General features: G+C 46.6%; 23 protein-coding genes and 30 tRNA genes. 10 read left to right on the top strand and 43 right to left on the bottom strand.

Annotated elements, in window-relative coordinates:
* Window positions 1-103: 103 nt before the first annotated feature.
* The 35 genes from NDI48_13590 to NDI48_13420 form a co-directional block, all read right to left on the bottom strand.
* Window positions 104-190, bottom strand: a tRNA-Ser gene (locus NDI48_13590).
* 11 nt (window positions 191-201) lie between these two features.
* A tRNA-Ser gene (locus tag NDI48_13585) sits at window positions 202-287 on the bottom strand.
* An 88-nt stretch (window positions 288-375) separates the two neighbouring features.
* Window positions 376-449 (bottom strand) — tRNA-Ala (locus tag NDI48_13580).
* On the bottom strand, window positions 440-1318 hold the full coding sequence (locus NDI48_13575) for an HNH endonuclease (GenBank protein MEP0832205.1): 879 nt from the start codon (window positions 1316-1318) through the stop codon (window positions 440-442). The genes NDI48_13580 and NDI48_13575 overlap by 10 nt, the downstream gene beginning before the upstream one ends.
* 65 nt (window positions 1319-1383) lie before the next feature.
* Window positions 1384-1456: transfer RNA gene (locus NDI48_13570), tRNA-Ala, on the bottom strand.
* Between the two features lie 8 nt (window positions 1457-1464).
* Window positions 1465-1538, bottom strand: a tRNA-Ala gene (locus NDI48_13565).
* 71 nt (window positions 1539-1609) lie between these two features.
* Window positions 1610-1683 (bottom strand) — tRNA-Arg (locus tag NDI48_13560).
* A 5-nt stretch (window positions 1684-1688) separates the two neighbouring features.
* Window positions 1689-1764: transfer RNA gene (locus NDI48_13555), tRNA-Val, on the bottom strand.
* Between the two features lie 5 nt (window positions 1765-1769).
* A tRNA-Gly gene (locus tag NDI48_13550) sits at window positions 1770-1841 on the bottom strand.
* A 10-nt stretch (window positions 1842-1851) separates the two neighbouring features.
* A tRNA-Gly gene (locus tag NDI48_13545) sits at window positions 1852-1922 on the bottom strand.
* Window positions 1923-2105: 183 nt separating this feature from the next.
* Window positions 2106-2181, bottom strand: a tRNA-Gly gene (locus tag NDI48_13540).
* Window positions 2182-2224: 43 nt separating this feature from the next.
* Complete coding sequence (locus NDI48_13535) at window positions 2225-2854, bottom strand: hypothetical protein (protein MEP0832204.1); 630 nt, start codon at window positions 2852-2854, stop codon at window positions 2225-2227.
* A gap of 46 nt (window positions 2855-2900) precedes the next feature.
* Window positions 2901-2972 (bottom strand) — tRNA-Thr (locus NDI48_13530).
* Between the two features lie 248 nt (window positions 2973-3220).
* A tRNA-Thr gene (locus NDI48_13525) sits at window positions 3221-3292 on the bottom strand.
* Window positions 3293-3382: 90 nt separating this feature from the next.
* Window positions 3383-3456: transfer RNA gene (locus NDI48_13520), tRNA-Leu, on the bottom strand.
* Window positions 3457-3459: 3 nt separating this feature from the next.
* Window positions 3460-3533, bottom strand: a tRNA-Pro gene (locus NDI48_13515).
* Between the two features lie 4 nt (window positions 3534-3537).
* Window positions 3538-3611 (bottom strand) — tRNA-Leu (locus NDI48_13510).
* 36 nt (window positions 3612-3647) lie between these two features.
* Window positions 3648-3722 (bottom strand) — tRNA-Gln (locus tag NDI48_13505).
* A 5-nt stretch (window positions 3723-3727) separates the two neighbouring features.
* Window positions 3728-3802: transfer RNA gene (locus NDI48_13500), tRNA-Gln, on the bottom strand.
* A 10-nt stretch (window positions 3803-3812) separates the two neighbouring features.
* Window positions 3813-3887, bottom strand: a tRNA-Asn gene (locus tag NDI48_13495).
* A gap of 7 nt (window positions 3888-3894) precedes the next feature.
* Window positions 3895-3968 (bottom strand) — tRNA-Phe (locus NDI48_13490).
* 9 nt (window positions 3969-3977) lie between these two features.
* Window positions 3978-4063 (bottom strand) — tRNA-Ser (locus tag NDI48_13485).
* A gap of 7 nt (window positions 4064-4070) precedes the next feature.
* Window positions 4071-4145, bottom strand: a tRNA-Arg gene (locus tag NDI48_13480).
* Window positions 4146-4147: 2 nt separating this feature from the next.
* Window positions 4148-4222, bottom strand: a tRNA-Trp gene (locus NDI48_13475).
* A 45-nt stretch (window positions 4223-4267) separates the two neighbouring features.
* Window positions 4268-4350 (bottom strand) — tRNA-Tyr (locus NDI48_13470).
* Window positions 4351-4361: 11 nt separating this feature from the next.
* Window positions 4362-4446: transfer RNA gene (locus NDI48_13465), tRNA-Ser, on the bottom strand.
* 110 nt (window positions 4447-4556) lie between these two features.
* Window positions 4557-4628 (bottom strand) — tRNA-Met (locus tag NDI48_13460).
* 19 nt (window positions 4629-4647) lie between these two features.
* Window positions 4648-4719 (bottom strand) — tRNA-Asp (locus NDI48_13455).
* Between the two features lie 13 nt (window positions 4720-4732).
* A tRNA-Lys gene (locus NDI48_13450) sits at window positions 4733-4805 on the bottom strand.
* Between the two features lie 26 nt (window positions 4806-4831).
* Window positions 4832-4905: transfer RNA gene (locus NDI48_13445), tRNA-Cys, on the bottom strand.
* A gap of 16 nt (window positions 4906-4921) precedes the next feature.
* Window positions 4922-4993, bottom strand: a tRNA-Glu gene (locus NDI48_13440).
* A gap of 179 nt (window positions 4994-5172) precedes the next feature.
* A tRNA-Asp gene (locus NDI48_13435) sits at window positions 5173-5245 on the bottom strand.
* An 856-nt stretch (window positions 5246-6101) separates the two neighbouring features.
* Entirely contained in the window at window positions 6102-6482 is a 381-nt protein-coding gene (locus NDI48_13430) for a hypothetical protein (GenBank protein ID MEP0832203.1), read from the bottom strand.
* A gap of 3 nt (window positions 6483-6485) precedes the next feature.
* Window positions 6486-7025 carry an HNH endonuclease gene (locus tag NDI48_13425; protein MEP0832202.1) on the bottom strand — a complete coding sequence of 180 codons (540 nt, stop codon included), beginning with the start codon at window positions 7023-7025 and terminating at the stop codon, window positions 6486-6488.
* Window positions 7026-7107: 82 nt separating this feature from the next.
* A complete protein-coding gene (locus NDI48_13420) occupies window positions 7108-7371 on the bottom strand; it encodes a hypothetical protein (protein ID MEP0832201.1) in 264 nt (87 codons plus the stop codon).
* A gap of 94 nt (window positions 7372-7465) precedes the next feature.
* Between NDI48_13420 and NDI48_13415 the strand changes: the two genes are divergently transcribed.
* On the top strand, window positions 7466-7804 hold the full coding sequence (locus NDI48_13415) for a hypothetical protein (protein MEP0832200.1): 339 nt from the start codon (window positions 7466-7468) through the stop codon (window positions 7802-7804).
* Between the two features lie 75 nt (window positions 7805-7879).
* Window positions 7880-8296 carry a pentapeptide repeat-containing protein gene (locus tag NDI48_13410; protein MEP0832199.1) on the top strand — a complete coding sequence of 139 codons (417 nt, stop codon included), beginning with the start codon at window positions 7880-7882 and terminating at the stop codon, window positions 8294-8296.
* 249 nt (window positions 8297-8545) lie between these two features.
* Here NDI48_13410 and NDI48_13405 read toward each other — a convergent pair whose 3' ends face one another.
* Window positions 8546-8902 carry a hypothetical protein gene (locus NDI48_13405; GenBank protein MEP0832198.1) on the bottom strand — a complete coding sequence of 119 codons (357 nt, stop codon included), beginning with the start codon at window positions 8900-8902 and terminating at the stop codon, window positions 8546-8548.
* A gap of 382 nt (window positions 8903-9284) precedes the next feature.
* Here NDI48_13405 and NDI48_13400 point away from each other — a divergent pair, with 382 nt between their 5' ends.
* The gene (locus NDI48_13400) at window positions 9285-10064 is read left to right on the top strand and encodes an MBL fold metallo-hydrolase (GenBank protein MEP0832197.1); all 780 of its coding nucleotides are present in this window, start codon (window positions 9285-9287) and stop codon (window positions 10062-10064) included.
* Between the two features lie 157 nt (window positions 10065-10221).
* Here NDI48_13400 and NDI48_13395 read toward each other — a convergent pair whose 3' ends face one another.
* The 6 genes from NDI48_13395 to NDI48_13370 all read right to left on the bottom strand — a co-directional run bounded on the left by NDI48_13395 (window position 10222) and on the right by NDI48_13370 (window position 18921).
* Window positions 10222-10608, bottom strand: a complete 387-nt coding sequence (locus tag NDI48_13395) for a hypothetical protein (protein MEP0832196.1) — start codon at window positions 10606-10608, stop codon at window positions 10222-10224.
* Window positions 10609-10749: 141 nt separating this feature from the next.
* Window positions 10750-11130 (bottom strand): response regulator, encoded by a 381-nt coding sequence (locus NDI48_13390; protein ID MEP0832195.1) that lies wholly within the window; start codon window positions 11128-11130, stop codon window positions 10750-10752.
* Entirely contained in the window at window positions 11102-15775 is a 4674-nt protein-coding gene (locus tag NDI48_13385) for a PAS domain S-box protein (GenBank protein ID MEP0832194.1), read from the bottom strand. The genes NDI48_13390 and NDI48_13385 overlap by 29 nt, the downstream gene beginning before the upstream one ends.
* 77 nt (window positions 15776-15852) lie before the next feature.
* A complete protein-coding gene (locus tag NDI48_13380; GenBank protein MEP0832193.1) occupies window positions 15853-16119 on the bottom strand; it encodes a hypothetical protein in 267 nt (88 codons plus the stop codon).
* A 350-nt stretch (window positions 16120-16469) separates the two neighbouring features.
* The gene (locus NDI48_13375) at window positions 16470-18416 is read right to left on the bottom strand and encodes a response regulator (GenBank protein MEP0832192.1); all 1947 of its coding nucleotides are present in this window, start codon (window positions 18414-18416) and stop codon (window positions 16470-16472) included.
* A 184-nt stretch (window positions 18417-18600) separates the two neighbouring features.
* The gene (locus NDI48_13370) at window positions 18601-18921 is read right to left on the bottom strand and encodes a hypothetical protein (GenBank protein ID MEP0832191.1); all 321 of its coding nucleotides are present in this window, start codon (window positions 18919-18921) and stop codon (window positions 18601-18603) included.
* 253 nt (window positions 18922-19174) lie between these two features.
* Between NDI48_13370 and NDI48_13365 the strand changes: the two genes are divergently transcribed.
* The gene (locus tag NDI48_13365; protein MEP0832190.1) at window positions 19175-19612 is read left to right on the top strand and encodes a secondary thiamine-phosphate synthase enzyme YjbQ; all 438 of its coding nucleotides are present in this window, start codon (window positions 19175-19177) and stop codon (window positions 19610-19612) included.
* Window positions 19613-19746: 134 nt separating this feature from the next.
* On the opposite strand, the gene NDI48_13360 is transcribed toward NDI48_13365, so the two are convergent.
* Window positions 19747-20469 (bottom strand): Crp/Fnr family transcriptional regulator, encoded by a 723-nt coding sequence (locus NDI48_13360; protein ID MEP0832189.1) that lies wholly within the window; start codon window positions 20467-20469, stop codon window positions 19747-19749.
* 754 nt (window positions 20470-21223) lie between these two features.
* Here NDI48_13360 and NDI48_13355 point away from each other — a divergent pair.
* The 6 genes from NDI48_13355 to NDI48_13330 all read left to right on the top strand — a co-directional run bounded on the left by NDI48_13355 (window position 21224) and on the right by NDI48_13330 (window position 24076).
* The gene (locus NDI48_13355) at window positions 21224-21502 is read left to right on the top strand and encodes a DUF1830 domain-containing protein (protein ID MEP0832188.1); all 279 of its coding nucleotides are present in this window, start codon (window positions 21224-21226) and stop codon (window positions 21500-21502) included.
* A gap of 116 nt (window positions 21503-21618) precedes the next feature.
* Window positions 21619-21942, top strand: a complete 324-nt coding sequence (locus NDI48_13350) for a DUF1816 domain-containing protein (protein MEP0832187.1) — start codon at window positions 21619-21621, stop codon at window positions 21940-21942.
* Window positions 21943-22235: 293 nt separating this feature from the next.
* Window positions 22236-22448: a hypothetical protein gene (locus NDI48_13345; protein ID MEP0832186.1), complete on the top strand. Its 213-nt coding sequence runs from the start codon at window positions 22236-22238 to the stop codon at window positions 22446-22448.
* Window positions 22449-22515: 67 nt separating this feature from the next.
* On the top strand, window positions 22516-22740 hold the full coding sequence (locus NDI48_13340; GenBank protein ID MEP0832185.1) for a pentapeptide repeat-containing protein: 225 nt from the start codon (window positions 22516-22518) through the stop codon (window positions 22738-22740).
* A gap of 146 nt (window positions 22741-22886) precedes the next feature.
* Window positions 22887-23174, top strand: a complete 288-nt coding sequence (locus NDI48_13335) for a hypothetical protein (GenBank protein ID MEP0832184.1) — start codon at window positions 22887-22889, stop codon at window positions 23172-23174.
* Window positions 23175-23224: 50 nt separating this feature from the next.
* Entirely contained in the window at window positions 23225-24076 is an 852-nt protein-coding gene (locus NDI48_13330) for a fatty acid desaturase (GenBank protein ID MEP0832183.1), read from the top strand.
* The last annotated feature ends 93 nt before the right edge of the window (window positions 24077-24169 follow it).

Genomic DNA, 24169 nt, shown 5'->3' with positions numbered 1-24169 from the left:
CAAGTCTGCATCCCGCAGGTAAGGGAAATCCACCAGGGAGGTACTGCCCCTCCTACCTCTGCGTTATCAGCACAGTGCCTCGCTTCTCGGCTTCTGGTGGATAAGGAAGATGGAGGAATCGAACCCCTACGACATCTCTGCCGTACCCTGCGGTTCAAGCGCAGTTGCCGTCCATTCAGCGGCATCTTCCAAGTTGAATAACGGAAGCTGGAGGAGTCGAACCCCTACAGTTGTTCACTGCACTCCTGCTTTCGAGACAGGTTGCCGTCCTCTCGGCAGCAGCTTCCATTCAAGGGTGCCTGACGGGGCTTGAACCCGTTAATGACCAGGGTCACGGCCTGGTGTCTCGACCGCTTCGACTTCAGACACCGTAAGTAGATACTGGTGGGAATAGAACCCACATCTCGCTAATTGCGAATTAGCTGCTTTCCCAGTTAAGCTACAGACCCGTATTCTTGGAATTTAGCTTTGCCCAGTAACCTCTGGGAGGTTTCTCAATGCCATAAGCCTTACACCATTTTTCGACTGCCTTATCACTGACCCCAAAATTCCTTGCTATATGAGTAGTTGGTTTAGTCCAAATCATTTTTTCTAACTCCTCTTTAGGCGGTCTTACAATTCGTCTGGATGCTAAGTTGAAACATTGCATAGAACAGTAACTATGTTGATTTGATGTAGTAAGAGCTTTAGCACAATAAGAGCAATTTATTGATTGATTTTTAGAATAAAATTTAATAGAAGTATTAACCGATATATGATTTATTTCTGTTGACAAAATTAGTTGACTATTTTGAATTAATAAAGGTGGACTGCAATATCCATCCCTTCTCTTATTCCCCCAAGTCTGTGTTTGCTGATGACAATTAGGACAAAGAAAACGTAAGTTTTCCAAACGGTGGTCATCAGGGATACCATTGATGTGATCTAAATGCAAGGTCAAGGCTTTCCCCCTCCACTCTGACAATCCACACTCTTGACAAACATAATTCCATCCCAGGCTCCTGAGTCTTGGAGCTAGTCTGCTACCCCCTCCTAAGTATTTAGAATTTTGAACAAATATTTCATCATTTGAATATGAGAGCTTCGTTCTCATTCTACGAATTGGTTCGCTTGTATCTGCCGTTTGACCTCTAGCCCAAGCTTGTCCAGTGAAGTGACTGCAATCAATTCCAAATTGCTTAATTTTACTTTTAATTGTTTTCCTGTTTCCTCCTCTATCAGGAATGCCTAGTCTTCTAGCAACTTCACTAATACTTCGCGATTCTTTAACAACACTTTCTAAAATCTCTTTGCTGTACTTACGCTGCTTCTTAGTCATTGGCTTAAGTGGTCAAGGTCAAAGAATATTGTAAGATACCTTGACCACTTTTACTTCAGACACAGTGGATCTGGTGGGGGTCGAACCCACAACTTCTTCTTTGCAAGAGAAGCGTTCTCCCATTGGAACTACAGACCCATGTTTTCTGGATACTGGTCAGACTTGAACTGACATCTTTCGCTCTGCCAGAGCGATGCTTTACCAATTAAGCTACAGACCCATACAATCGCGATCGCAACATTCCGTTCAATTAATTTCAGAAAAAAAAACCTCCTTTTATCTTGTTTGCAACAGGAGTGGTAGGACTTGAACCTACAGCAGCCAATTTAGAAGATTGGTACTCTATCCAGTTGAGTTACACTCCCATAATTGGTAGTCCTGACAGGATTTGAACCTGTGACATCCTCTTTGTAAGAGAGGCGCTCTCCCGACTGAGCTACAGGACTACGAAAGCGGATGATGGGACTCGAACCCATGCGCTGAGACTGGCAGACTCAGATGCTAACCACTACATCACACCCGCATTTTGAAAGAGCGGACAACGAGATTTGAACTCGTACCTAAAGCTTGGAAGGCTCAGATGCTACCGTTACACCATATCCGCTTGATTAAAAGAAGTGGGATGCTGACCACTCAGCCAGGTGGAAACCTCAAGGTTTTATGGAACCTACAACCAGAACCCCTGGATTTTATCGAGCTTTAACCTTTATGGTTTGAATGTTGACTGTCTAATCTTTAACGATTGAACTTTGAGCGTTAAGCGTTGAGCTTTAAGCTTTAACATTCATGGTTGATGGAGTTGGACTCGAACCAACAACTTCATGATTGGAAGTCATGCGCTCTACCCATTGAGCTATCCACCAAAACCATAAATTTAGAGATTTTCGAGTGACCAGCAAGCCCATTTTAGTCGGGAATTTCAATCATTGTCCGCGCATTGCTGATAGACAGAACGCGATCGCAAGTTGACTCGAACTGTTCGACGAACGTCACTCGTCTGGCAATTTCTTCTGCCAAAGTAGTTGGATCGAGCAGTTCAACCCCCTCGCGTGCCAGGAAGCTATCCGCTAATGACTGGTACTTTTCCGAAGAAGCATTCTTACCTAACACTTCTATCGCCAGTTTATCCAGTCGCTCTTTCACCCGCGCTTGGGCAACTTTGTACTCCTGGCAGGTGCGAGAGTAAGCTAAGGTAATCGTGGCAAGCACTTCTTTGTAGTAGGAGATGAAGCTTTTCATTTCAATGGCTTCTGCGATTGTCATCTCTTGCCCTGCAACAAAAACCATCGTCGAAGCGTTAGAAAGAACGATCGCTCTTTTGATAACTCGTCTGCGATCGATCAGAGCGTCCACCCTTTGCAGAGATGCTCTCGCTTGCGCTGCATGATCGTCTCTGGACTTAAAGCCTGTTGGCACTTTGCCGACTTCAACAACAGCAATCAATGTGTTATTGTCCAAAGCTACTCTTGCTGAATTAATACGCTTTTCCAACAGCGTCAACTCTGCTAGAGCATCCGTAACCGTCATGGTTGTCATATTTCCCTCCTCTCCACTACAAAAAAAGACCTCTAGCCTAGCCACAAGCAGGTGGCGAGATTTGAACTCGCAAGAAGGCTTTACAAGAGCCTCATGTTGCCAGTTACATCACACCTGCATTATCTGGAGCAGACGGCGGGGATTGTTCGCGAAGCGTTCCCGTTCGGCGTTAGCCGTTGCCGAAGGCTAGGGTACACACATCGAGGACTTACCATGCCCTTGTGTTACCACTTATACCAAGTTGCGTTCATACGTAGCACTTTCTCTCCCCCTTGTCTCCCTTGTCTCCCTTGTCTCCCTTGTCTTCAACAGTCCCCCTATCTACTATCTTTGACTGCAACTTGGTATTACACCACATCTGCTCGAAGCAGGCGGCGAGAGTCGAACTCGCATCAGAAGATTACGAAACTCCTATGCTTGCCATTGCACCACGCCTGCAATTTGGTGGCGGGGGCAGGTCGAACCTGCTGATTTCAGCTTATGAGACTGCCGATCCTTAACCGTTGCTCTATCCCCGCATCGCACCAATACCCCTGACTGGGCTTGAACCAGTAACCTCCGCATTCTAAGTGCGGCACCTCTTCCGATTGGGCTACAGGGGCATATCGGGATGACAGGATTTGAACCTGCGACCATCAGCTCCCAAAGCTGCTGCGCTACCAAGCTGCGCCACATCCCGTAGATACTCCTGGCTGGGTTTGAACCAGCAACGCGCAAGGTTTAAGCTTGCTGCCTCTTCCGATTGGGCTACAGGAGTATTATTTAGCTGCTCTATCAAAGTCAGAGAGCACAACTGGGGAGGCAGGAATCGAACCTACGAAATCCTGATCCAAAATCAGGTGGCTTTGCCAACGTCGCCTACTCCCCAATTCGTGGATGCCGGGACAGGGCTTGAACCTGTATCTCAGATTTCAGAGAACTGCGACTTGCCTATTCGTCCACCCGGCAATGAAATAAATGGCTGCCCCAGTAGGACTCGAACCTACAACCCCCGCGTTAACAGCGCGTGGCTCTACCATTGAGCTATGAGGCAACGACAGCCCCCCAGGTCAGTATCGAACTGACGACCTCCTGTGCTTCAAACAGGCGCTACTACCAACTGAGCTACCGGGGAAAGTTTCAACGGAGAGGACAGGATTTGAACCTGCGTTAGGTAAAACCTAATCAGACTTTCCAAGTCTGCGCCTTAAGCCACTCGACCACCTCTCCAAGTTGACGAGAGCGGAAGGAATCGAACCTTCACCTCTTCAGTTTCGTAGACTAATGTTTTATCCAGTTAAACTACGCTCTCATTGGCGCGGGGACTGAGATTTGAACTCAGATCTTCGATTTTGGAGATCGAGATGTTGCCAATTACACCATCCCCACATACGATTTGAACTTTGAAACCCAAATCTGAAATCCAAAATTCAATGGGTCGAGCAGGACTTGCACCTGCAACGCACGAAAGCGGCTGTTTTACAGACAGTTGCCCACGCTAATAGGCGAGCCGACCCAGGTAAAAAGGCGGAGAGGACAGGATTTGAACCTGCAATGGGTTGCCCCATGCTTTCTTAGCAGGAAAGTGCTTTAACCAATTCAGCCACCTCTCCAAATAGCCCCAGGGGGATTTGTTCGCGTCAGTGTTCCCGAAGGGTACACCTCGTTTCTGCCTTGAGGGGGCAGTGTCCTAACCACTAGACGATGAGGCTATGTTTTTCAGTAGGAGTAGCAGGACTTGAACCTGCGACTAGTCCCTTATGAGAGGACTGCTCTACCTCTGAGCTATACTCCCAAGCCATTAAATCGAACAACGGCCCCAGGGGGAATTGAACCCCCATCTCCGCCGTGACAGAGCGACGTCCTAACCACTAGACGATGGAGCCTCGCGAACTGATGTGGGAGTAGCAGGGGTCGAACCTGCTACATTCGCCTTAAGAGGGCGCTGCTCTGCCAGTTGAGCTATACTCCCATGCACCAGATGATTAGCAGATTGAGAGGTCGAGGTGGGATTTGAACCCACGAATAACGGGTTTGCAATCCGCTCCCTTGAACCACTTGGGTACTCGACCTCGTTCATCAATCTGATAGCCCCAACGGGACTCGAACCCGTATTGCCTGCTTGAAAGACAGGTGAATTAGCCCTTATTCGATGGGGCCATTCGGTGGGAGAAGGAAGTTTTAACTCACATCTTGCACCACCCCCCTAGCCTCCTCACTAAAGCTCCGGCTTGAGTTCGGGGGAACTTTAGCTCCCTCCCCTTGATAAGGGGAGGGTTGGGGTGGGGTAAAAAGCCTGGTGCAAGATCTGAATTTAAACTTCCATAATTGCCGTTGAGCGAGACTGACCAGATTTGAACTGGCGACCCTTCCCTCGACAGGGGAACGCTCTAACCACTGAGCTACAGTCCCAGGACTCAATCAGCAATTCCCACTATTTATAGGTCTTGATTTTTGGGAGCGTAGCCGGTTATTACCTGACCTCTTTTTGTAAGAGGAAATCAACGGGTTTTCAGAACAGATTGAAGAACATCTTGTACTAATTACCAGTTGAGCTACGCTTCCGTTCAAGACATCTGTGCTTATGGCTGTCAGCACAGATTGATGAATTAAATGGGTGCTTTCTTATTCAGTTTTCAAGGTTCAGTGAAAGAACTTAGATTATTTAGAGAAAGAACCGACGTTCTAGTTGATATATCTGTCTGATATTGTGATAGCGAACGTTGGTTTGTATTTGATTGATGTGTTCGGATGACCGTTGTTCTCGCACTCTTTCAGGTTTTTGGAAAGGAGGCTGATTCGGTCTTTTGTTTGAATCCCGATTTGGTCTACGTTGACCGGGGAATCGAATCAGTAGTAACAACATAGTGCTTTGGAGTTGGAGTTTTTAGCTCCGTTCTTTGCTTCACTACATAAATACTACATAAATACTACATAAAGTGTCAAGGGTTTGGGGAAAGTTTTTTTTGAGGTTGTCAATGCCTTGCAGTTACTAGGCTTGAGCGAGAGAAGCTAAGGAAGTGTCGATAATATATAGTGCAAATTTTTTGCCCTTAGTCTTCTGTAAGAGTGCCTCTCATACAGCCGAAGGAAAGAGGAGGTAGCATCGCCGTGCTACCTCACACAATTCAATTGGTGGCTGATACCAAGTTGCAGTCAAAGATAGTAGATAGGGGGACTGTTGAAGACAAGGGAGACAAGGGAGACAAGGGGGAGAGAAAGTGCTACGTATGAACGCAACTTGGTATGATTAGGGTTGCTGCGCGAGTTATGGCAGACAACTAGTCCGGATTTGAGACTCTTCCCACAGCTTGATCAGGAAAAATTCAACCGCGTAATTCAGGGATGTTACAAAGACCCCTTCAGCACCATCAATGTCTGATGTCATCCAAGTTCCTTTGAGGCTGACTTCGACGTATTCGGCATCGCAGATTGAAAGCGCGATCGCATCTTCTCCCTCCTTATGCCGTTCCAGATGACGCAGCTGTGGCATCCCCACGGGCAGCAGAAACGATGCCGTGCTGGGTTCGACACAAAGGTTAGTACCCGCTCTCAGCGCCAGAATCACTCGTGCCGTGACCCATTCCTCAAGGGGTTGAGCCAGACGCTCTAAATAAAAGCCGTTTTCGGTATAAGTGAGTTTCAGCATCAGCTATATCTCCTGCCTCTCCAGGTTTACTTGCTGTTCACGCCAGAACTGCTCCGAGAAGGCAACAGTTGGGTGCATTGGCGCTTTCGGCTGGGTGCGTAGTGTCATTCCCGCTTGCAGGGGAGTGCGATCGCCTTTTCGGCTGTTACACCGTTCGCAAGCTATAACTACGTTGTCCCAAGTGTGTTTTCCGCCTTTTGATCGGGGAATTACGTGATCGAGTGTTAAGTGCTTGGTGCTGCCGCAGTATTGACAGGTGTGCTTATCTCGTCTTAAAACTTCCCGTCGATTCACAGGAGGCACTTTCCAAACCCGCTCTCGATCTGTAATCGTCAAACGAATGTGTTCAGGTACCAACAGCACCACACTGGGTGAATGCACGGCAATGCCTTTGCCTCCTTTGCCTAACGTAAAATCTAGAGGTTCAGCTTTCCCCGTCACGAGGAGAGCGATCGCTCGCTTAATGTTGACCCGACTGACTGGCAGATAGTTCTTCGAGAACACCACCACAGATTGCCTTAACACTTCAGTTGCGCTCGTCACGGTTTGCTTCCTCATAGTTAAAACCCCCGCCTCTTTGGTTTAAGAGCGGGGGTTAGGTGAAAACATTAAGAGTCTTCTTGTCCTATGTTGGTACGGCGTTTGTTCGCCTGTACCTCCCCCGGCTGGTATCTCGTTGTGGAAAGACGCTATTGCGTCCCGCTTTACTATCAACACCCAGGAAATTCCCGGCGTCTTTATTAAATTGATTGCCAATCTCTGCTTTATGTTCTTCTATCGAGCTATACCTGCCCTCATACCAAAAATCCACCCGTGATGTCACTGAGTGCCAACCTCGAAGGGCGGCAGCATCAGGGCATAGGGTGGAAAGAGATATATGAAGGCTCACAGAAAGTGAATTGGTAAAGATGGATTTGAAAGCTGACTTTTACATACTACACTGGTATTACAAACATGTCCATATATTTTGGAGAAAAAAGATGATGCGTACACTCACTAGAACGGCAACCACTGACATGGAAGTGACCAGTATCCGTTTAGAGAGAGAACTCAAAGAGAAGCTCAAAGAACTCTCTGGCAACCAGGGATATCAAGCTCTGATACGAGATGTACTTTGGAACTATGTGCAGCAAAAATCCGGTGATTATCGCCCCGAATTTTCCCGGTCTGATATCCGAGCCAGTATAGAAGCTGTAGCCCAACAAGAAGAACGCTGCGTACTCACGGGTAAGTTTATTCGACCGCACGAGCCGATGCTATTAGGACTGACAACAAGTGGAGATATGGTTCCCTTAAGTTTAGAGAGTTTGTCGCACAGTTAACACTTTTGAGGGCACTCTTGTCAAGGTGCCCTCAAACCCTTTACCCCTACATGGATTGTTGTAGCTCCTAAGTTTATGCATCTCAAGCTTCCGACTTCTCTTTTACTGCTGGTTCTGGTTGTATTGGCAAGTCCAACCCAAGCTCAAACCCCTGAGCTGATTCGGCAATTACAAACCACTAAGAAGTGTGATCAATGTAACTTGAATGGAGCCAACCTTTATGGTTCCAACTTAGAAGGTGCCAGTTTGAGTAAGGCTAACCTCAGGGGGGCTGATTTAAGGCGTACCAATCTCAGTGGTTCTACCTTGAGTGGAGCCAACCTCAGTGGTGCGGATTTAAGCGATGCTAACCTCATGGATGCCGATTTAAGCGATGCTAACCTGAGGGATGCAACCTTGAGTAAAGCGACACTTTCCGTTGTTCTTTTGTGCAATACTACCCTGCCAGAGGGGAGAGTCTCTAAAAGAGATTGTTCGCGATTTTCTCAATAAAAATAACTGAAATTGCCGAAATTTCCCCAAAAAACCCCACCGGAGTGAAAGGGTGGGGTGACTCAGTGGTTACATTTCTGGATCGTAGGCTCGATGCAGTTCCTTAGGCTTCACCTGATGCGTTCACCCGATTGGGTGATATTGTCAAGGGGAGCTTTTAGGCAACGAATAAGCTCGATACTATATAGTCCACACGGGCTGCAATGGGGCTTTGAGCAGTCATTTTGAGTACAGCATGAGCGCAATATCTCACAGGCGATAGCTTTTTCCTTGTCTTGAACCTAACCTCCTTCCAAGCCACCCCTTAGGACTAACTATTGAGGAAGATAATTCTAAATCATCCCGCCAATCCACAAAGTTAAGTTTTCTAGGAAACCTCTTTTGCCGCTTGAGGCGCTCAGCATAGATATCTTTACAAATCTTAGTTGTTACTTCTCGAATGGAAATGTAGCAGCTTTCACAAGAGCCTAGAAGTCTACCCTCTATCGCCTCTTGGGAAACTTCAATCGTTCTGATTTTTTCTTTGAAAGTATAAGGACCGGGAATACCCAGCAGATTTAGGAACTCGCCCGCAGCTTCTAATTGGCTTATTTGATACCTGTTCATCGTTAATGTTCCTTAACTTATGAGTATTAAAATTAATTCATACATCACATTCTGTAATTTAAAAAAAATTCGTGAAAATTTTGTGAAGTCAGAAACACCCAGTAAAGATAGGGATAAGTTCTTCTTTGGGGATGGATATCGTTTAGATCTGGGTCATGCCAGAATAAAGCCCCTCTTTCAATATAAAAAAGTTTTCAAAGGGTTGCTGTTTACACTATTGCGGAAAAAACCAATTTTTATCGTAATACTATTTAGTTCAATAGGCAGTGACAACTCAATTATATGGCTTTGTATATTCAATTCTTGACCTTTTTTTGAGGCAATAGTTAATATTACGTAACAATTGCTTAAAATAAGAACAGGCGTCCTCTTCACAACGACTATGTACCTGACTTGGTTCGACAGTAACTCCTGGCTAATTGAACTTGGAGGAAAACGAATCCTCATTGACCCCTGGTTAGTGGATTCGTTAGTCTTTGGTAAGCTCGACTGGCTGTTTAAAGGTTCACGACACAGCGATCGCGCAATTCCAGACAACATCGATCTAATCGTGCTATCCCAAGGGTTGGAAGACCATGCACATCCGCCAACTCTGAAGCAACTGGCTCGCACAATTCCTGTCGTGGGTTCTCCCAATGCCGCCAAGGTGGTGCGGGAGTTGGGTTATACCGAAGTGACAGCCCTCAAGCATGGAGAAACTTTCAGCCTCGATCATCGAGTTGAAATCAAAGCAACTCCCGGTAGCCCTGTTGGGCCGACTCTTGTAGAAAATGGCTATCTCCTCAAAGAGTTAGGCACGGATTTAACGATCTACTACGAACCCCATGGCTTTCATTCCCCATCCTTGAAGAAAGCTGCACCTGTTGATGTCGTGATTACCCCACTTATAGACCTAGCGCTGCCCCTGATTGGGCCAATTATTAGAGGAACCCAGAGCGGCTTAGAAGTTGCACAATGGCTGCAACCCCAAGTGATGCTGCCCTCAGCAGAACCGGGTGAAGTCGAATATGCAGGAATGCTGGTTTCTGCGCTGCGGTCGGTGGGGAGTATTGAGGAATTTCGTTCAAAGCTGGCTCAAAACAATCTCTCTACCCAAGTCATCGAACCTAAACCAGGCGATCGCTTTGAACTAGAACTTAAGCCACGAGCCTTAGCCACTTAGGGAGTTGACAAGCAAGCATCTTGCTATGTGACTGCTGTAGGGTGCGTTGAGACGCACCCTATTATTTTAGAGGTCATCCTAGTTAGGGGTCATCCTGGGTTAATATTCAAGCACTATCCCCCTAGAATGGGGAAATCATCTTTATACTCCAACAACATCAATCAGCAGAAGTCTGCCTATTTACAGATATGCTGACCTGAGAGTTGCGATAAAAAGAAAAAGCCAGAACCATCAGCAGAAGTTCCCCACCTAGCTCTGGCTTGGTGTATGTTATGTTGTCCATCGTTAGTATTCCCAGACACGCCACAAAAGCCAAACTCATCTGTACCAGTTGCCAAACTGTCCACTCCGAGATTTCAGTCATCCTTAAAAATTGCCCTCGTTTTACCCAAAGTAGAGAGTCGATTAAACGAGTTGCATAAGGGAATAGCTCTAGCAAAGAAAAGACTTCTACTGTTGAAGTATCAACAGTGGAGTCGAAAAGAATGCCAGTAATTTTAAGCTTTATGGCTGTTGGCGCTTTCTTTCTAGTTTCTGCCATCATCGAAACCCTGATCGAAGGCCAATCGCCCTCTGAAAATAACCTCAGAAGAAATAGACGAAACAACAGTCATAGAAGACTGAAAGATAAAGTATGAAGAATAAAAAATGGGCTATTTGATACTTCATCATTTCTACTTTTTTGTCATTCTTTCCAGTGCAAAATCGCGCAAATCTGATTGACTAAATCCTGAGCTTTGAAAGGTTTTGTAATCACCCCTGTTACACCCAAATCAATAAATTGCTGTTGTTCGCTAATTTTGGCCTTTGCGGTGAGCAGAATTGTTGGGATGTGCTTGGTGGCAGCATGAGCTTGCAACTGCCGAAACGTTGTCGGTCCATCCATATCAGGCATCATGACATCGAGCAAAATGGCATCAGGCTGTTCAGCTTGAGCTGTGGCTAAGCCCTCACTACCTGAAGCCGCCGTTAACACATCCCATCCGGCTGCTGCCTCCAGGCAAATTTGGATAATTTCTCGAATACCATCTTCATCGTCAATCACTAAAACTTTCTTTGTGGTCATCGTTGCCGTCCTCAGTATGGCGTTCGGGCAGCGTAAAGTAAAAAGTACTGCCCTCACCTAGAGTACTCTCAACCCAAATCCTTCCACCGTGCTGCTGCACAATACTCCGGCAAATGGCCAATCCTAAACCCGTGCCTCCTTTTTTCCGGGAATCCGAGGCATCAACTTGGTGAAAGCGCTCAAAAATTGTTTCCAGTTTATCAGCAGGGATGCCACGTCCTTGGTCTTTAACCTTAAACAAGACAGTGGAGGTGAGGCGGTGGGGTGGTGAGGTGGCGAGGGATGGGTCGGTTTTACCTAGGATGAACAGAGAATTCTCCGCCACTGACGAGGCTTGGCGAAGCTTGGTCGAAGGGCCGTGTGTGGTTCTCCCATTGACGAGCGTTGGCGTTTGAGCGGTTTGATGCGATAACCGTAACGTTGGGTCTAAAACGATGGGGTTGTTTTCCCGTTCTTCTGGCTCTTGCAGTTCCACCGTCAACCAGACGGTAGCACCTCTAGGCGAGAATTTTATTGCATTACCGAGTAAATTTGTCAAGACCTGAATAATCCGATCAGGGTCAGCATATAGTGAGATCGCCTTTGCCGATGCCTCCGGGGAAACCCTGTTGGGAGACACAGACAAAGTTACTCCAGCTCGATTCGCCATCACCTGAATCATCTCTGTGGCTTTGATCATCAGCTCAGCGACATCGCAGGTTTGTTTGAGCAAGCTAATTTTGCCAGACTCTAAGCGCTCCAACTCCAGGATATCGTTGACGAGCCGCACGAGGCGTTCGGCGCTCTGTGCTGCAATATCGATGACGCGACGACCCTTCTCTGACTGAGTATCCACCAAGCCACTCGATAACAGGTTTAGCGCCCCGTGAATTGAAGTCAACGGAGTGCGGAGTTCATGGCTCACCACAGAGATAAACTCGTCTTTCATCCGTTCGATCACCTGACGTTCCGTAATATCTTCCCCGATGCTCAGAGTACCAACCACATAACCCTGTAAATCTTGGAGTAACGTCGTGTTCCAGGCAATCACTCGCTCTTCACCGGACTTCGTCAGGATGATGGTCTGATTATGAGTGTAAAATTCCTGTTCTAAAAATTCTACAAAATTGTTCTGCTGCCGCTTTTTCTGGTGTTGCGGCAGGAATGTCTCAAACCAATCGCTGCCTATGACCTCGGCTTTGGTGTACCCGACCAATTCTAGAAAGCAGGGATTGGCATACTCAACCTTTCCCTGATTATCCAGTCCCACCACCACTAGACGTACATTTTCGAGTAGGCTGCGCCAACGTCGCTCCGCTTCACACAGGGTTGCAGCGATTTTCTTTTGTTGCGTGATATCGCGGGCAACCATCGAAAGCATCTTTACATGTCCATCCGGAGATTTGTGGGCAATAATCACTTGGCTGACCGGAATTTCGATGCCTTGGTCGTCAGGAGCCTTGAGCGAACCGTCAGAACTTCTTCCTCGTGTCCTCGGGTGGCTTAAAAATGCCGTTTCGCCCACCCAGGCTCCATCACGAATTGCCCCTGGAATTCCTTCATGACGAATCAGTTCATAAGCCCAATCCGGATGAGCATCGGCAAGGGTGAAATTGGCAAAATCCTCTTGTTCCCCAAATCCAAATGCCTTCCGAGCGGCACTATTGAGGTAGTATATTTGTTCATCAACGCTGGCTGTGGCAACGATATCAGGAGTAGCTTCCAGAATGGCGATCAGTGTGGCTCGTTCTTCTTGTGCCTGCTGTAGCTCAAGAATTTTCTGTTGAAGTTCTGCATTGGCTTTTTCCAGGTCTGTTGTTCGTTCCTGAACGCGAATTTCTAACTCATCATGAGCCTGACGGAGTGCCTCTTCTACATGCTGGCGGTTGATTGCGGTCGCCAGCACATTAGCGGTGGCTTGGAGAAAGTGAATATCATCTTTCGTAAACTTCCGGTATTGAGTGGTATGCGCTCCCAAAACCCCATAGGGACGGTTTCGACCGGGAATAATCACACTGATACCACTTTTAGCTCCATGCTGATGCAGGAGACAGGGGTCACTAAACCTTACTTCTTGCCCTAAGTCTTCCACAATCACAGGTTCTCTCGACAGTAATGTATAGCCAGCCTGAGAATCAAGATCCATACTCACTCTGGCTTCTCCTACCAGTCCTTCTTGCCAACCGACACCAGCGCGCAGAAGCAAGGCTTTTCCATCGGGCAGAAGTTCTAGAACCTTGCAGTACTCTACCTCTAAAATTTGTGCAACCAGAGCAACCGCTTGATTAATCAGGGGGTCGAGTGGCTTACCGGCTAGTGCCTGTTGACCCAGTTCGGCAACACCCGCTTGCTGTCTGGCACGGGTGTTGAGTTCTGCCTCTACCCGCTTACGTTCGGTATTTTCACTCTTTAACTCTTTATTGGCATTGAACAATTCTCGTGTTCGTTCTTGAACCCGAATTTCTAGCTGATCATAAGCTTGGCGCAGTGCAGATTCAGCTTGTTTGCGCTCCGTGACATCCTGAACGAGAGACAAAATTGAGACTAGGTTTCCAGAGGCATCACACAAAGCTGAGTTGTACCAGTCGCAGTCGATGACTCTGCCATCTTTGGTGTAGTTGCGATTATCACTAAGGTTGCGCGGTTGAGAGCCGGTAGCTAACTGGTCCATCACCTTATTGACTCGTTCGCTGTCCTGTTCAGGGATAAACCGCCATTCCTGGGGATGCTTACCGATGACTTCTTCGCTTGTCCAACCAAAAATTTTTTCCGCCTGTTTTGACCAATTGATCAGGCGATATTTACAGTCCCACTCAATCACCGCTAAAGGGGTGTTTTCCACATGGAACTGTAAGTGTTGATAGGCTAGGAGCAGGGCTTGTTCCATTTGCTCCCGTTCCAGCAGTTCGCGTTGCAATCGCTTATTGGCTTGTTGTAATTCTGTGGTTCTTAAGGCAACTCGACGTTCTAAATCTTCGTTCGTCTGTCGCAGGCAGGTTTCAGCTTGTTTTTGCTCGGTAATGTCTTGGGCAATCCCTACGCGACGGTAAACCTCTCCTGCATGGTTTCGGATGGGAAAACAGCGGTCTCTAATCCAGCGCCAGGAGCCGTCTGGTTGGACAATCCGATATTCAATGTCCAATTCTTGGGTCGTGTTATCCTCAAATCTCGCGAGTGCTTGTTGTCGATCTTCGGGGTGAATCGCCTCCGCAAAGGATTTAGGATTGGCGTACAAGCTTTCACAACTGCGTCCCCAGATTTGCTCATAAGCGGGACTGACATAGAGCATTTCACTGAAATCCGCTGTTGTCATCCAAAACACTTTATTGATGTTTTCGGTTAACTGGCGGAACTTTTCTTCACTCTGCTGTAACTGAGCCTCAACTTGCTTGCGTTCACTAATATCCACGAGGGTGCCGACCATGCGGATGGCCTGTCCTTCCTGGTTGTAGAAAAACTTGCCTTTTCCTTCCACCCAGTGCAGGCTACCATCGGGCCACATCAGCCGGAATTCGTGATGGAATTCCCGCCGTGTGCGACGAGAACGATTCACCGCACCGAGTAGGGAGTCCCGTTCTTCAGGAGGAAGACAAGTTTCAAAAGCTTCATAGGTCGCCTCAAAAGTCCCATTGGTCAGACCAAACACCTGTTGCTCACCACTCGACCAAGTCATCTGGTTGGTTAAAATATCCCAGTCCCAAGTGCCGATTTGAGTCGCTTCTAAGGCTAAGCGAACGCGTGCTTCACTCTCACGTAAAGCTTCTTCTTCCCGCTTGCGATCGCTCAGGTCGTGAGTGATACCGAAAATGGACGAGATTTCCCCTTGTTTATTCAGTAATGGGACGTAGGTTACCACCACGGTAAAAGTCCCAACGGTGGGCAACGTGAGCGTACATTCTGAGGTCTGTAAGCTGCGCGTCTCTATGGCTCGTAGTAGGGTTGGTAGATATTGAGAGGTAATTTGGGGCGGATAGATTTCTTCATCGGTGTATCCCAGCAGTTCCTCCTGGGAATGTCCACTCCGTCTTAGCCCTTCAGCATTAACAAACTGTAACCGCCGCTGTTCATCATAGATCACGAAGCCATCGGGAATATGATCGATCGCCAACCGAAAGCGTTCTTCATTCTTGCGGAGCGCATCCTCCCTCTGTTTGTGCTGGGTAATATTCAAGATAGTGCCACAAGCCCCCACAAATTGACCGACCGCATTTCTGATTGCCGTAGCACTCAAGAGTACGGGGATGCTTGTCCCATCTTGACGAATCATCTGAATTTCTATGTCTTTGACTTCACCCTGAGACTGGATACGGGAAAAGATTTTTGCCCAGGATGACGCATCCTCAGAAACAATTAAATCTGTAATCTGGAGCGAGCCTATCACATCCTCTCGGCTGTAACCTAACCAGCGCAATTGGGTATCATTAATAGCGCTCAACACACTGTCTTGATCTACAGAGTAATAGCCACAAGGAGCCTGATTGTAGAGGGCTTCAAAGTCAGCTTCCGCTTGTTGACGCTTTTGGATTTGCCGATTCAAGGCATAAACGAGCCACACAATCCCCAATATCAGGCTGGAACCCAATAGCCCTATTACACTGGACTGCGTTGCCGATGTGGCAAAACCTAGAAGAATCAGCAAGCTCAGACCCAGTTCGCTTGTCATCATTGTTCGTTTTCTTTCCCAAGAGCGTTGTATCAAGGTGGAGTGCCGTTGATTAGCCCTCCCGAAAAGCGCCTCTAACCTTAGTGTCCCCATTGGACGGGCTTGCCGTGCGAACCGCTGACGGAGTCAGGTGGGGGCAAGTCGTGTTTAATCTCCTGAGCTGATGCGGAACTCCCCACCGCCCTATTGTTTTTCGTCACGGCTGTCCTGTGGTGGCGATTGTGTTGTAACTCAGACTGAGGATAGAACGTCCATCTCTCTTCTAGCTTTTTAGGAACCTGTTGACCACAGCTAAGCTGTTGTGCATTAAAGTTGCCTGACTCAGACGGGCAGGATGCCCATCTCACAAGAAATCTCTACTCTTGGAATCGACAATTTAGATGATTGTTAGCCTCAAACCGTGGAATTGTACTGCTCTTTTGAGGAGTGATACTGCCAGAAATCAAACACCGATTAGGAACGGCATATCGATTTTCTCAGCATCAACTCAAGCATTGATCAAGACGAGAATTGTACGGATTACGTAACAATTTAATTCCAGACTCCATTGGGAGAGACTGGTTATTAGCTGAGCCTAAGCCTTACGGTTCTTTAATTGCCTAAAATAATTGTAGCCTTCATGGCACAATTAATGGTGAAAAACTCTACATTAAAGCTTTAACCGTTACCCTTATCAATAGAAATCAAGGGATTGTAATTAGCCGATAAATTTTCGGAGTTTACGTAAAATTTTGGTTCGTTCCAGCCGATTTAGGATACGAGCCACTAACTCTGGCCCGACAATTGGCTTACTAACATAGTCATCAGCACCGACTGTAAACACCGATTGGATGGTCTCTATATCAGTGCGAGCCGAGAGAAACAGCACCGGCAGCTCACTCCAACGTGGGTCATTACGGACTACTTGGCAAAGATCAATACCGCTCAATTCGGGCATTTCGACATCTAGAATCAGCAAATCGGGAGCTGTCTGCTCTAAGGTATCCCAAAACTGCTGAGGGTCGTCTAGCAGCGTCAGATTGAATCCCCAAGGCTCTAGTAGGGTGCGAACAACATCCAAGATCTGAGGATCATCATCTACCAGTAGCAATTTGGCTTCTGTCTTACTGGATTGTTGCAGAAGTTGGCTGATCGCTTCCATGGCTTGAGCCGGAGTAACAGGCTTTTGCAGAAACCCCCGTCCGCCTAAACGAGCCACTTTGACCCGTTGAGTAAAACTTTCCTGTGCCGTAAATACAACAACGGGTACAGACGGCTGCTCTAATGTCAGTTCCGTTAACAGATCGAAACCGTTCTCTGGTGACTCTGGGAAGCATAAGTCTAGGAGTACAACATCCGGTCGGATGTGGGCAATCGCCTCTCTAGCTTTAGCTAAATTGCTAGCAATGTCTGCCTGTATTCCCCAGGATGAAGCTTCTGAAACTAAAGCCAGCGCCAATGCAACATCGTCGTCAACCACTAGCAGTCGAGGCTTTGGCTCTACACTCATCGGTGGATTGAGATCGATTTGTGGCACCGTCTCAACCGATGCCACAGGAGTCATGGGTTGCGCCAGTACTTGCCGTAAGGCTAAAACCTGGGTAGACAACTGCTCTTTTTGGGCTGGATTCAGCGTTCTGTTGGTTTGAAACGTCTGTTCAATCTCACGGGATAGACGAGAGGCGTCCATTAAGCCAAAACTACCGAGTGACCCTAATAGGGTATGCGCCTGCATCTGAGCTTGTTGTCGTAATTCTGCACTGAGAGTATCTGTGACCAGAGCGGTCACAGCTTGCTCTAAGATGTTGATGCGATCGCGATATTTTTCCTTACTCCGTTCCCAAAGCACCATCAGTTCTGGGGGAATTTGTGAGGTTGCAGTGGATTTAGAATCGGGACGTGAGGTACTCGTTGTTTCCGTTTTCTGCGGTGCCTGTTGAGATACATCCCGCGCCACTTGCGATAGAGCGGAGGGCTGCGCTACTTTGCCTTCTCTGGGTTTCAATCGATACCCCAACCCGTACACCGTCTCTAGTAAATCCGAGGCGGCTCCAGCTTTTTTGAGCTTCTGCCGTAAACTTTTGATGTGCGCCCTAACCGTATTTTCTGAAGGGGGTTCTTCAAACGACCAAAGATGATCGAGCAGCGCACTTTGACTGAATATTCGTTGCGTGTTCCGTAAGAAAAGCTCTAGGAGACCGTACTCCTTGGCGGTGAGATGCAACAGTTGCTCATTATAGGTGACGTGGCAGTTACTGGGGTCTAAACGCAGGCAATCCCACTCCAGCACGGGTGTTAGGTTTGAACTGCCGCGACGCAGCAAGGCTCGAATTCGCGCCAGGAGTTCTTGCAAATCAAAAGGTTTTATGATATAATCATCAGCGCCTGTGTCTAAGCTGATGACTTTGCTGGTGCTGGTATCCTGACCTGTCAACATCACAATCGGGGTGCGATCGCCTATTGCCCTTCTCTGTTTGCAAAAGCTAAGACCGTCTAGCTTCGGCAGCATCAAATCCAGCAAGATCAGATCGTATTCAAACGCTTCTGCTAGTTCCCAACCCTCCTGACCATCAGCCGCCAAATCGACTAAATAATGCTGAGCTATAAGAGCTTTCTTGAGAACTTCGGCAACAAGCTCATCATCTTCCACTAGCAGAATTTTCACAGCAGCTAGTTAACCTGAGTTTAAATCTTTATCTAGCACTCAGCTTAATTCTTTTGGCAAATTATGGGTAGTCCGCCTACCTCAACAAAGTAAGACTCTTCAATCGAGGGCTGACTAGGAGGTGAGGCGGAGTTTTCCAGGGACTAAAAGAATTCCCTAGGCGCAGAGATAGCGGATTGTTACCCTAGTTCAACTCAACTTCAAGAAGACCCACCGTGATCGCCCCAAAAGCAAAAGCCACAACGATTGGCATGGGGGACTTCAGGCAATAGCTCAAAAGAGCAGCCATTAAACTCACCACCACCGCTGCCATTGACCACCAGCGTTCCTCACCACATAATCCCTTTTCCGCTTTAATCACTTTGAGCACGTCCGTGGGGATTGGCTCAGGCATGACGGCTCCCGGTGGGAAAGCCCAGTAGTGACAGCGCTCAATATATAAATCTGTCCAACCGTTGAGTTGGCACCATTCATTAATCCACTCTTCTGAAAAATGTTTGATCATCTTTTTGTTAAAAAATGTTAAAAAATTATCCAGCAATCTTTGTGTTTATTTAAGTTAGGCTATCTAATTTTCAAACAGATTAGCAGAACAACAGTTCCCTGAGTAGGGAACTATACCAAATTTTACGTAACGTGCATTCATGCCTCCTCTACAAAAGGGATGGTCATGTCGTTAGCGACCCATGAGAGGATAGCAACAGTGATTTTCGCCCAAAAAGTTCTAAAAATACGCTGGTTCCGCAGCAGGTGACTCGATGCACATCACAAATGAATTCCTGGAAGTAGAGACAGACAAGGGAATTGGGATTTACAATATCACTCCTCAGATTGAGAAAATCCTGGAGACAACAGGCATCAAAAACGGTCAAGTCATCGTTTTCTCACGCCATACAACCACAGCCTTAGCGATTAATGAATATGAAAAAAGATTAATCGAAGATACAAAGATACATTTTAGGAAGTTGGCTCCTGAATCAGAGCGGTATCTCCATAATGACCTTCACTTAAGAGATGTCCCTCCGGATGAACCCATGAATGCTCACTCTCACTTGATAGCGATGATGTTGAGTACCAGTGAAGTCATTCCTGTGGTGGATGGTAAATTGGCTCTCGGCACCTGGCAATCAATCTTGTTTTTTGACTTGGATGGCCCTCGGAAAAGAAGTGTATTGGTGCAAATTAGCGGTGAGTGAAAATACTCATTACTCAGCTATCGCATCCTGTCAACATTCTGAATTGCCCAACTTGGGGAGCATCCCATTGTCTCAGTACTATCCCCCTTGTCCCCCAAGTCTTCCTTATCTCTAAAAGTCCCTTCTCAAAACAGTTATGCAACGCAAGGGATGCACCCGTCTTCTTCTTCTTTGACAAGCCGATAACACTGGCAGCTAACCGCTTCGAGACCTGGACGATCAAGGATCGTCATCTGACCCCGACTGTAGCGAATCAGCCCCGCCTTTTGAAGCATCCCAGCCACCACCGTGATACCGGCGCGGCGCACCCCCAGCATTTGGGAGAGGAACTCATGGGTGATCGGAAACTGGTCTGACTGCACGCGATCGCGCGTCATCAGCAGCCAACGGCAGCAACGCTCTTCCACTGAGTGGTGACGGTTGCAGGCCGCCGATTGCGAGATTTGGCACATCAGCGCGTGCGTGTAGCGCAGCAGCAGGCTGTAAAGCGGACTATCTGGGTTGACGAAGTCTTTGAATACATCCGCCTTCATCCTCATGGCTTCCCCAGGAACCTGCACAATCGCCTTGAAGGGACTTGCCTCGATTCCCAAGAAAACCGAGAGACCGACTATGCCTTCATTGCCTACCAGACCCACTTCGGCTAGGGTGCGCTCTTCCACAATGGTGAGCAGAGAGACTACGCCATTAATGGGGAAATAGACGTACTCGATGACTTCTCTGGACTCGTAGAGAACTTCCTTGAAAGGCAGCGAAACCCTTTCCAAGTTGGGTTCTAGACGTGCTTTGATCTCACTGGGGAGAGCAGCCAAAAGTCGGTTTTCCCCTGGCGTTCGGGGGGGGTTGGACAGGGGCATGGAGACACTCCTTGAGCCAGTTGTGTTTAAAAAAGACAACTGACGGCACAAGGTGCGGTTTAAAGGTTCCGCTTCCGATGTCAAAAGGTGAAATCTCTAAAGAACAAGCTCTACGGCTAGTTGCTTACATAACCAGTGTAACAAAGTTTTTTAGTACGTTGACGCACATAAGTGTTATATTTAATAGTGAGTACGATAACGTACCTAAAAGTTCAAATAGCTGCCGCCTTGGAGGCGGAGGTAGGCAAAAACCCAGCATCAGCAAAGCTCTGAAGATTTGACTGAGTTCCAGAGGTACAGCGCCCTCTTTTACATCCGCAATTCCGTCTGCTCTGAATCACGGACTTTGGGTTCTCACGGGTAGTGGCGCTCATCGGCAACATTAGGCGGGTATTGAGCCTTAAGGCAGGTTGTGTCTGAACTTATCACCAGACTATCCGGTGACTAAAGTTTGATCGCCTTCCCCAGGTGACGAGTTGGCAAGTTTCGCAGGACTGGGTTGAGACTCGCTATTGGTACACAAATAAGTCTTGCACCCTCTCTCGAACGATTCAGGTAGAAAGCCGTGGCGGATGAAAGACTTTCACTGTAACGCTTTACAACTTTCGCGCTCACCAAGTTTTAGTAAAGACGAACACTTATAAAATTCTGTGACTGCTTGCCGTTTAGGGATGTCGCCTCCCTAACCAACAATCTCCCTCAGGAAGTATTAGGTTACTGAAAACAAATTTCCTTTTTTAAAGGAATTATCAATATGACTTTTTTAAATTCTGTTCTTAATAATTCTCCTGAAAAAATTCTCTGCTTCTATATCAACGACACCTGCAAAATTCAAATTATCCGGACTCTTCCAAATTCGCCTTGGGAGCAAGTAGTTTTTCCGGGGCAGCGTGTGTTATTTGAAGCCCTGCCTTCAGACCAACTAGAAATTCAAATTTGTCAAGTTTCTAGCGTCCTCATTCCTTGCAACAAACTGCGTGTTAATGAGAAATATAGTTTAAATAAATCTTTTTCTTTGCCTCTTTTGAGTTGATAAGACATTTTTGAGAAACTACGTTTTTTTGCAGTATATAGATAAAAAATGTTGCCCTTATCGCTAGAAAAAATATCAATTTAAGTTCAAAAGTCCACCAAAAGGACTCGCGAAGAATGAGCAGAAAAAATTGGGAAAATAATCAAGGGTGTTTTGCGTGTTATTTGGAGAACATGGGAATGGCTTGGTGGGTCGAAATTATCACCCAAGAACCTCATTGTATCTACTACTTTGGTTCTTTTGCAAGAGCCAACGAAGCTAAACAGTCCTTAGGGGGTTACATTGAAGATTTAGAAGAGGAAGGGGCGCAAGTAATTGCCGTCGATATCAAGCGGGGTCAGCCAAGCGAGTTAACAATTTTTGAGGATGAATTGGCAGAAACTTATGAGGGAAAGCTCTCGCTAGCTATCTCTAAATTTGTTCAAGCTTGCCTCCGCTAATACCGCTTTTGGATGTTAGTAAATCTTGATAATTACCTCGATTTTTAAGTACATGTCTCTCTAAAGGGTGTTGAATAAATTCAGTTTAAAGGGTTTAATAAAGGTTAAAAGATTATTGATACAATTGCTTTGTATTACTCTCTGCTCAAATCAATTAAGATAAAGAATATCTAGGGTAATCACGGAGAGATAGCAGGTAGTTTAAAAAACTTTTGAGACCCAAAAAATCCACAAACACTCACTAAATTGCCCTAAAGCTCTATTCTCTACACTTATTGATCAGGACATTTTAAATGATTACAATCAAAGCCTTTGTTCAAGCTCTCAACACCTTTCACTGGAAAACTGATTACAAGCAGTTTTGTCAGATATTACACATGGATGAAGGTCAGTACAGCTTGGAGAAATACAAGCAGTTTGAAAATCTGTGCAAAGCTCTGAATGAGTTCGATAGCGATTCACTAGCCAAGCTTGTTGAGGCTGGATCTATAGCCGATCGGAAATAAGCGATCGCTAATCGCTCATCAAGCAAAAATACAGCTTTATAAAAGTTTTTTATTAAGAGGAAAGAAAATGGATGCTACTGAACTGTTGAGGCTATATGCAGCCGGTAGAAGGGATTTCCAGGGGACTAATCTAAGTGGCGCACGCTTAAATGGTATCAACTTGAGTGGAGTTAACTTCAGTGGTGCCGATCTAAGTAGAGCTTACTTATACAAAGCCATCCTGGATGAAGCCGATTTAACGAGTGCCAACCTGCATGACACCACGATGCCAAATGGCACAATCCATGTCTGAAACTGTCAGCGCGGGGATTATCTCTCCAAGGTCGCATACTTTCAGTACATAAACTCTGAAATTCGTTCTTTGTAAGGATATAGCTCTTTTTTCTGCAAAAGTAACTTTTCTCAAGTGAATGTTAATAAAAACTATTGGGACTAACGATGAATGTTCCAGAGTCTGATTCACTCAATCAACCGGATGAACTCTCAAGACAAACAGCAAAAGAGTGGGCTACCAAACTTCAAACGGCTTATAACTGGGCAGAAGTTTTGACGCAAGTCAGCCAACTCGGAACAGATTTCAGAAGCCAGGTTTGGGGATTTTGGCAACTTTCCGTATTTGGAGAAACTGATTTTCCCGATCAGGCAAAAACAGAAGAGGGCGTGAGGCAAGCAACTGGTGCCGGAATACTGGATGACTACTCTGGGGACACAGATAGCGCTACCTAGAAGTAACCGCACCAACCCTGAATTATTCACAGCATTTTTAGGAAAGATTCATGACTAGACAATCAAATGTCCCTGAGGGCAAGCAGCCCATTGCTCTCAGCTGGACGACTGTTGCCTTTATTGGTGCAGTTCACGCTTTGGCTCTTTTGGCTCCCTGGTTTTTTTCTTGGTCAGCTTTGGGAGTAATGATACTTCTCCACTGGTTATTTGGCAGCATTGGTATCTGTTTAGGGTATCACCGACTTTTAACTCATCGTAGTTTTAGGGTGCCGTCTTGGTTGGAATACATTATTACGACTATCGGTGCCTTCGCCCTTCAAGAAGGACCAATTACCTGGGTTGCCGCACACCGGATGCATCATCTCTATACCGAGGATGAAGACAAAGACCCTTACTCGGCTTCGCGAGGTTTTTGGTGGAGCCATATGCTGTGGCTTTTTTACATCCGCGAAGAGTTTTTCAACTACGAGCGTTATAAAAGATTTGCGCTTGACCTAGACCGTGACCCCTATTACCGTTGGTTGAATCGCTACTACTTGCTTCTGCAAATTCCCCTGGGACTGCTGTTGTATGGGTTAGGAGGATGGTCGTTTGTCATCTATGGGATGTTCTTAAGGTCAGTATTGCTCTGGCATAGCACCTGGTTGATTAACTCGGCAGCTCACCTGCGAGGATATCGTAATTTCTCTTCAGATGATGGCTCGCGTAACCTTTGGTGGGCAGCGCTCTTAACGTATGGAGAAGGTTGGCATAATAACCACCATGCTCACCCCAATGTGGCAAAAGCTGGACAGCGTTGGTGGGAAATTGATGTAACTTGGTGGGCGATTCAAGTTTTAAGTACTTTTGGTTTAGCCCAAAAAATTGTGAGGCTGAATCCCGAAAGTTCAGTTCAAGGGTAAAGTCGAATTTTTACTGAGTATTAGCTTTACTTACTTAGATAGATTTTTAGGTAAACGAACCCAAAAACAGCTCTTTTTTCTTCAATATTAACG

The sequence above is a fragment of the Microcoleus sp. AS-A8 genome (assembly GCA_039962225.1).
Classification (GTDB): domain Bacteria; phylum Cyanobacteriota; class Cyanobacteriia; order Cyanobacteriales; family Coleofasciculaceae; genus Allocoleopsis.
This window is presented reverse-complemented; position numbering and strand designations above follow the sequence as displayed.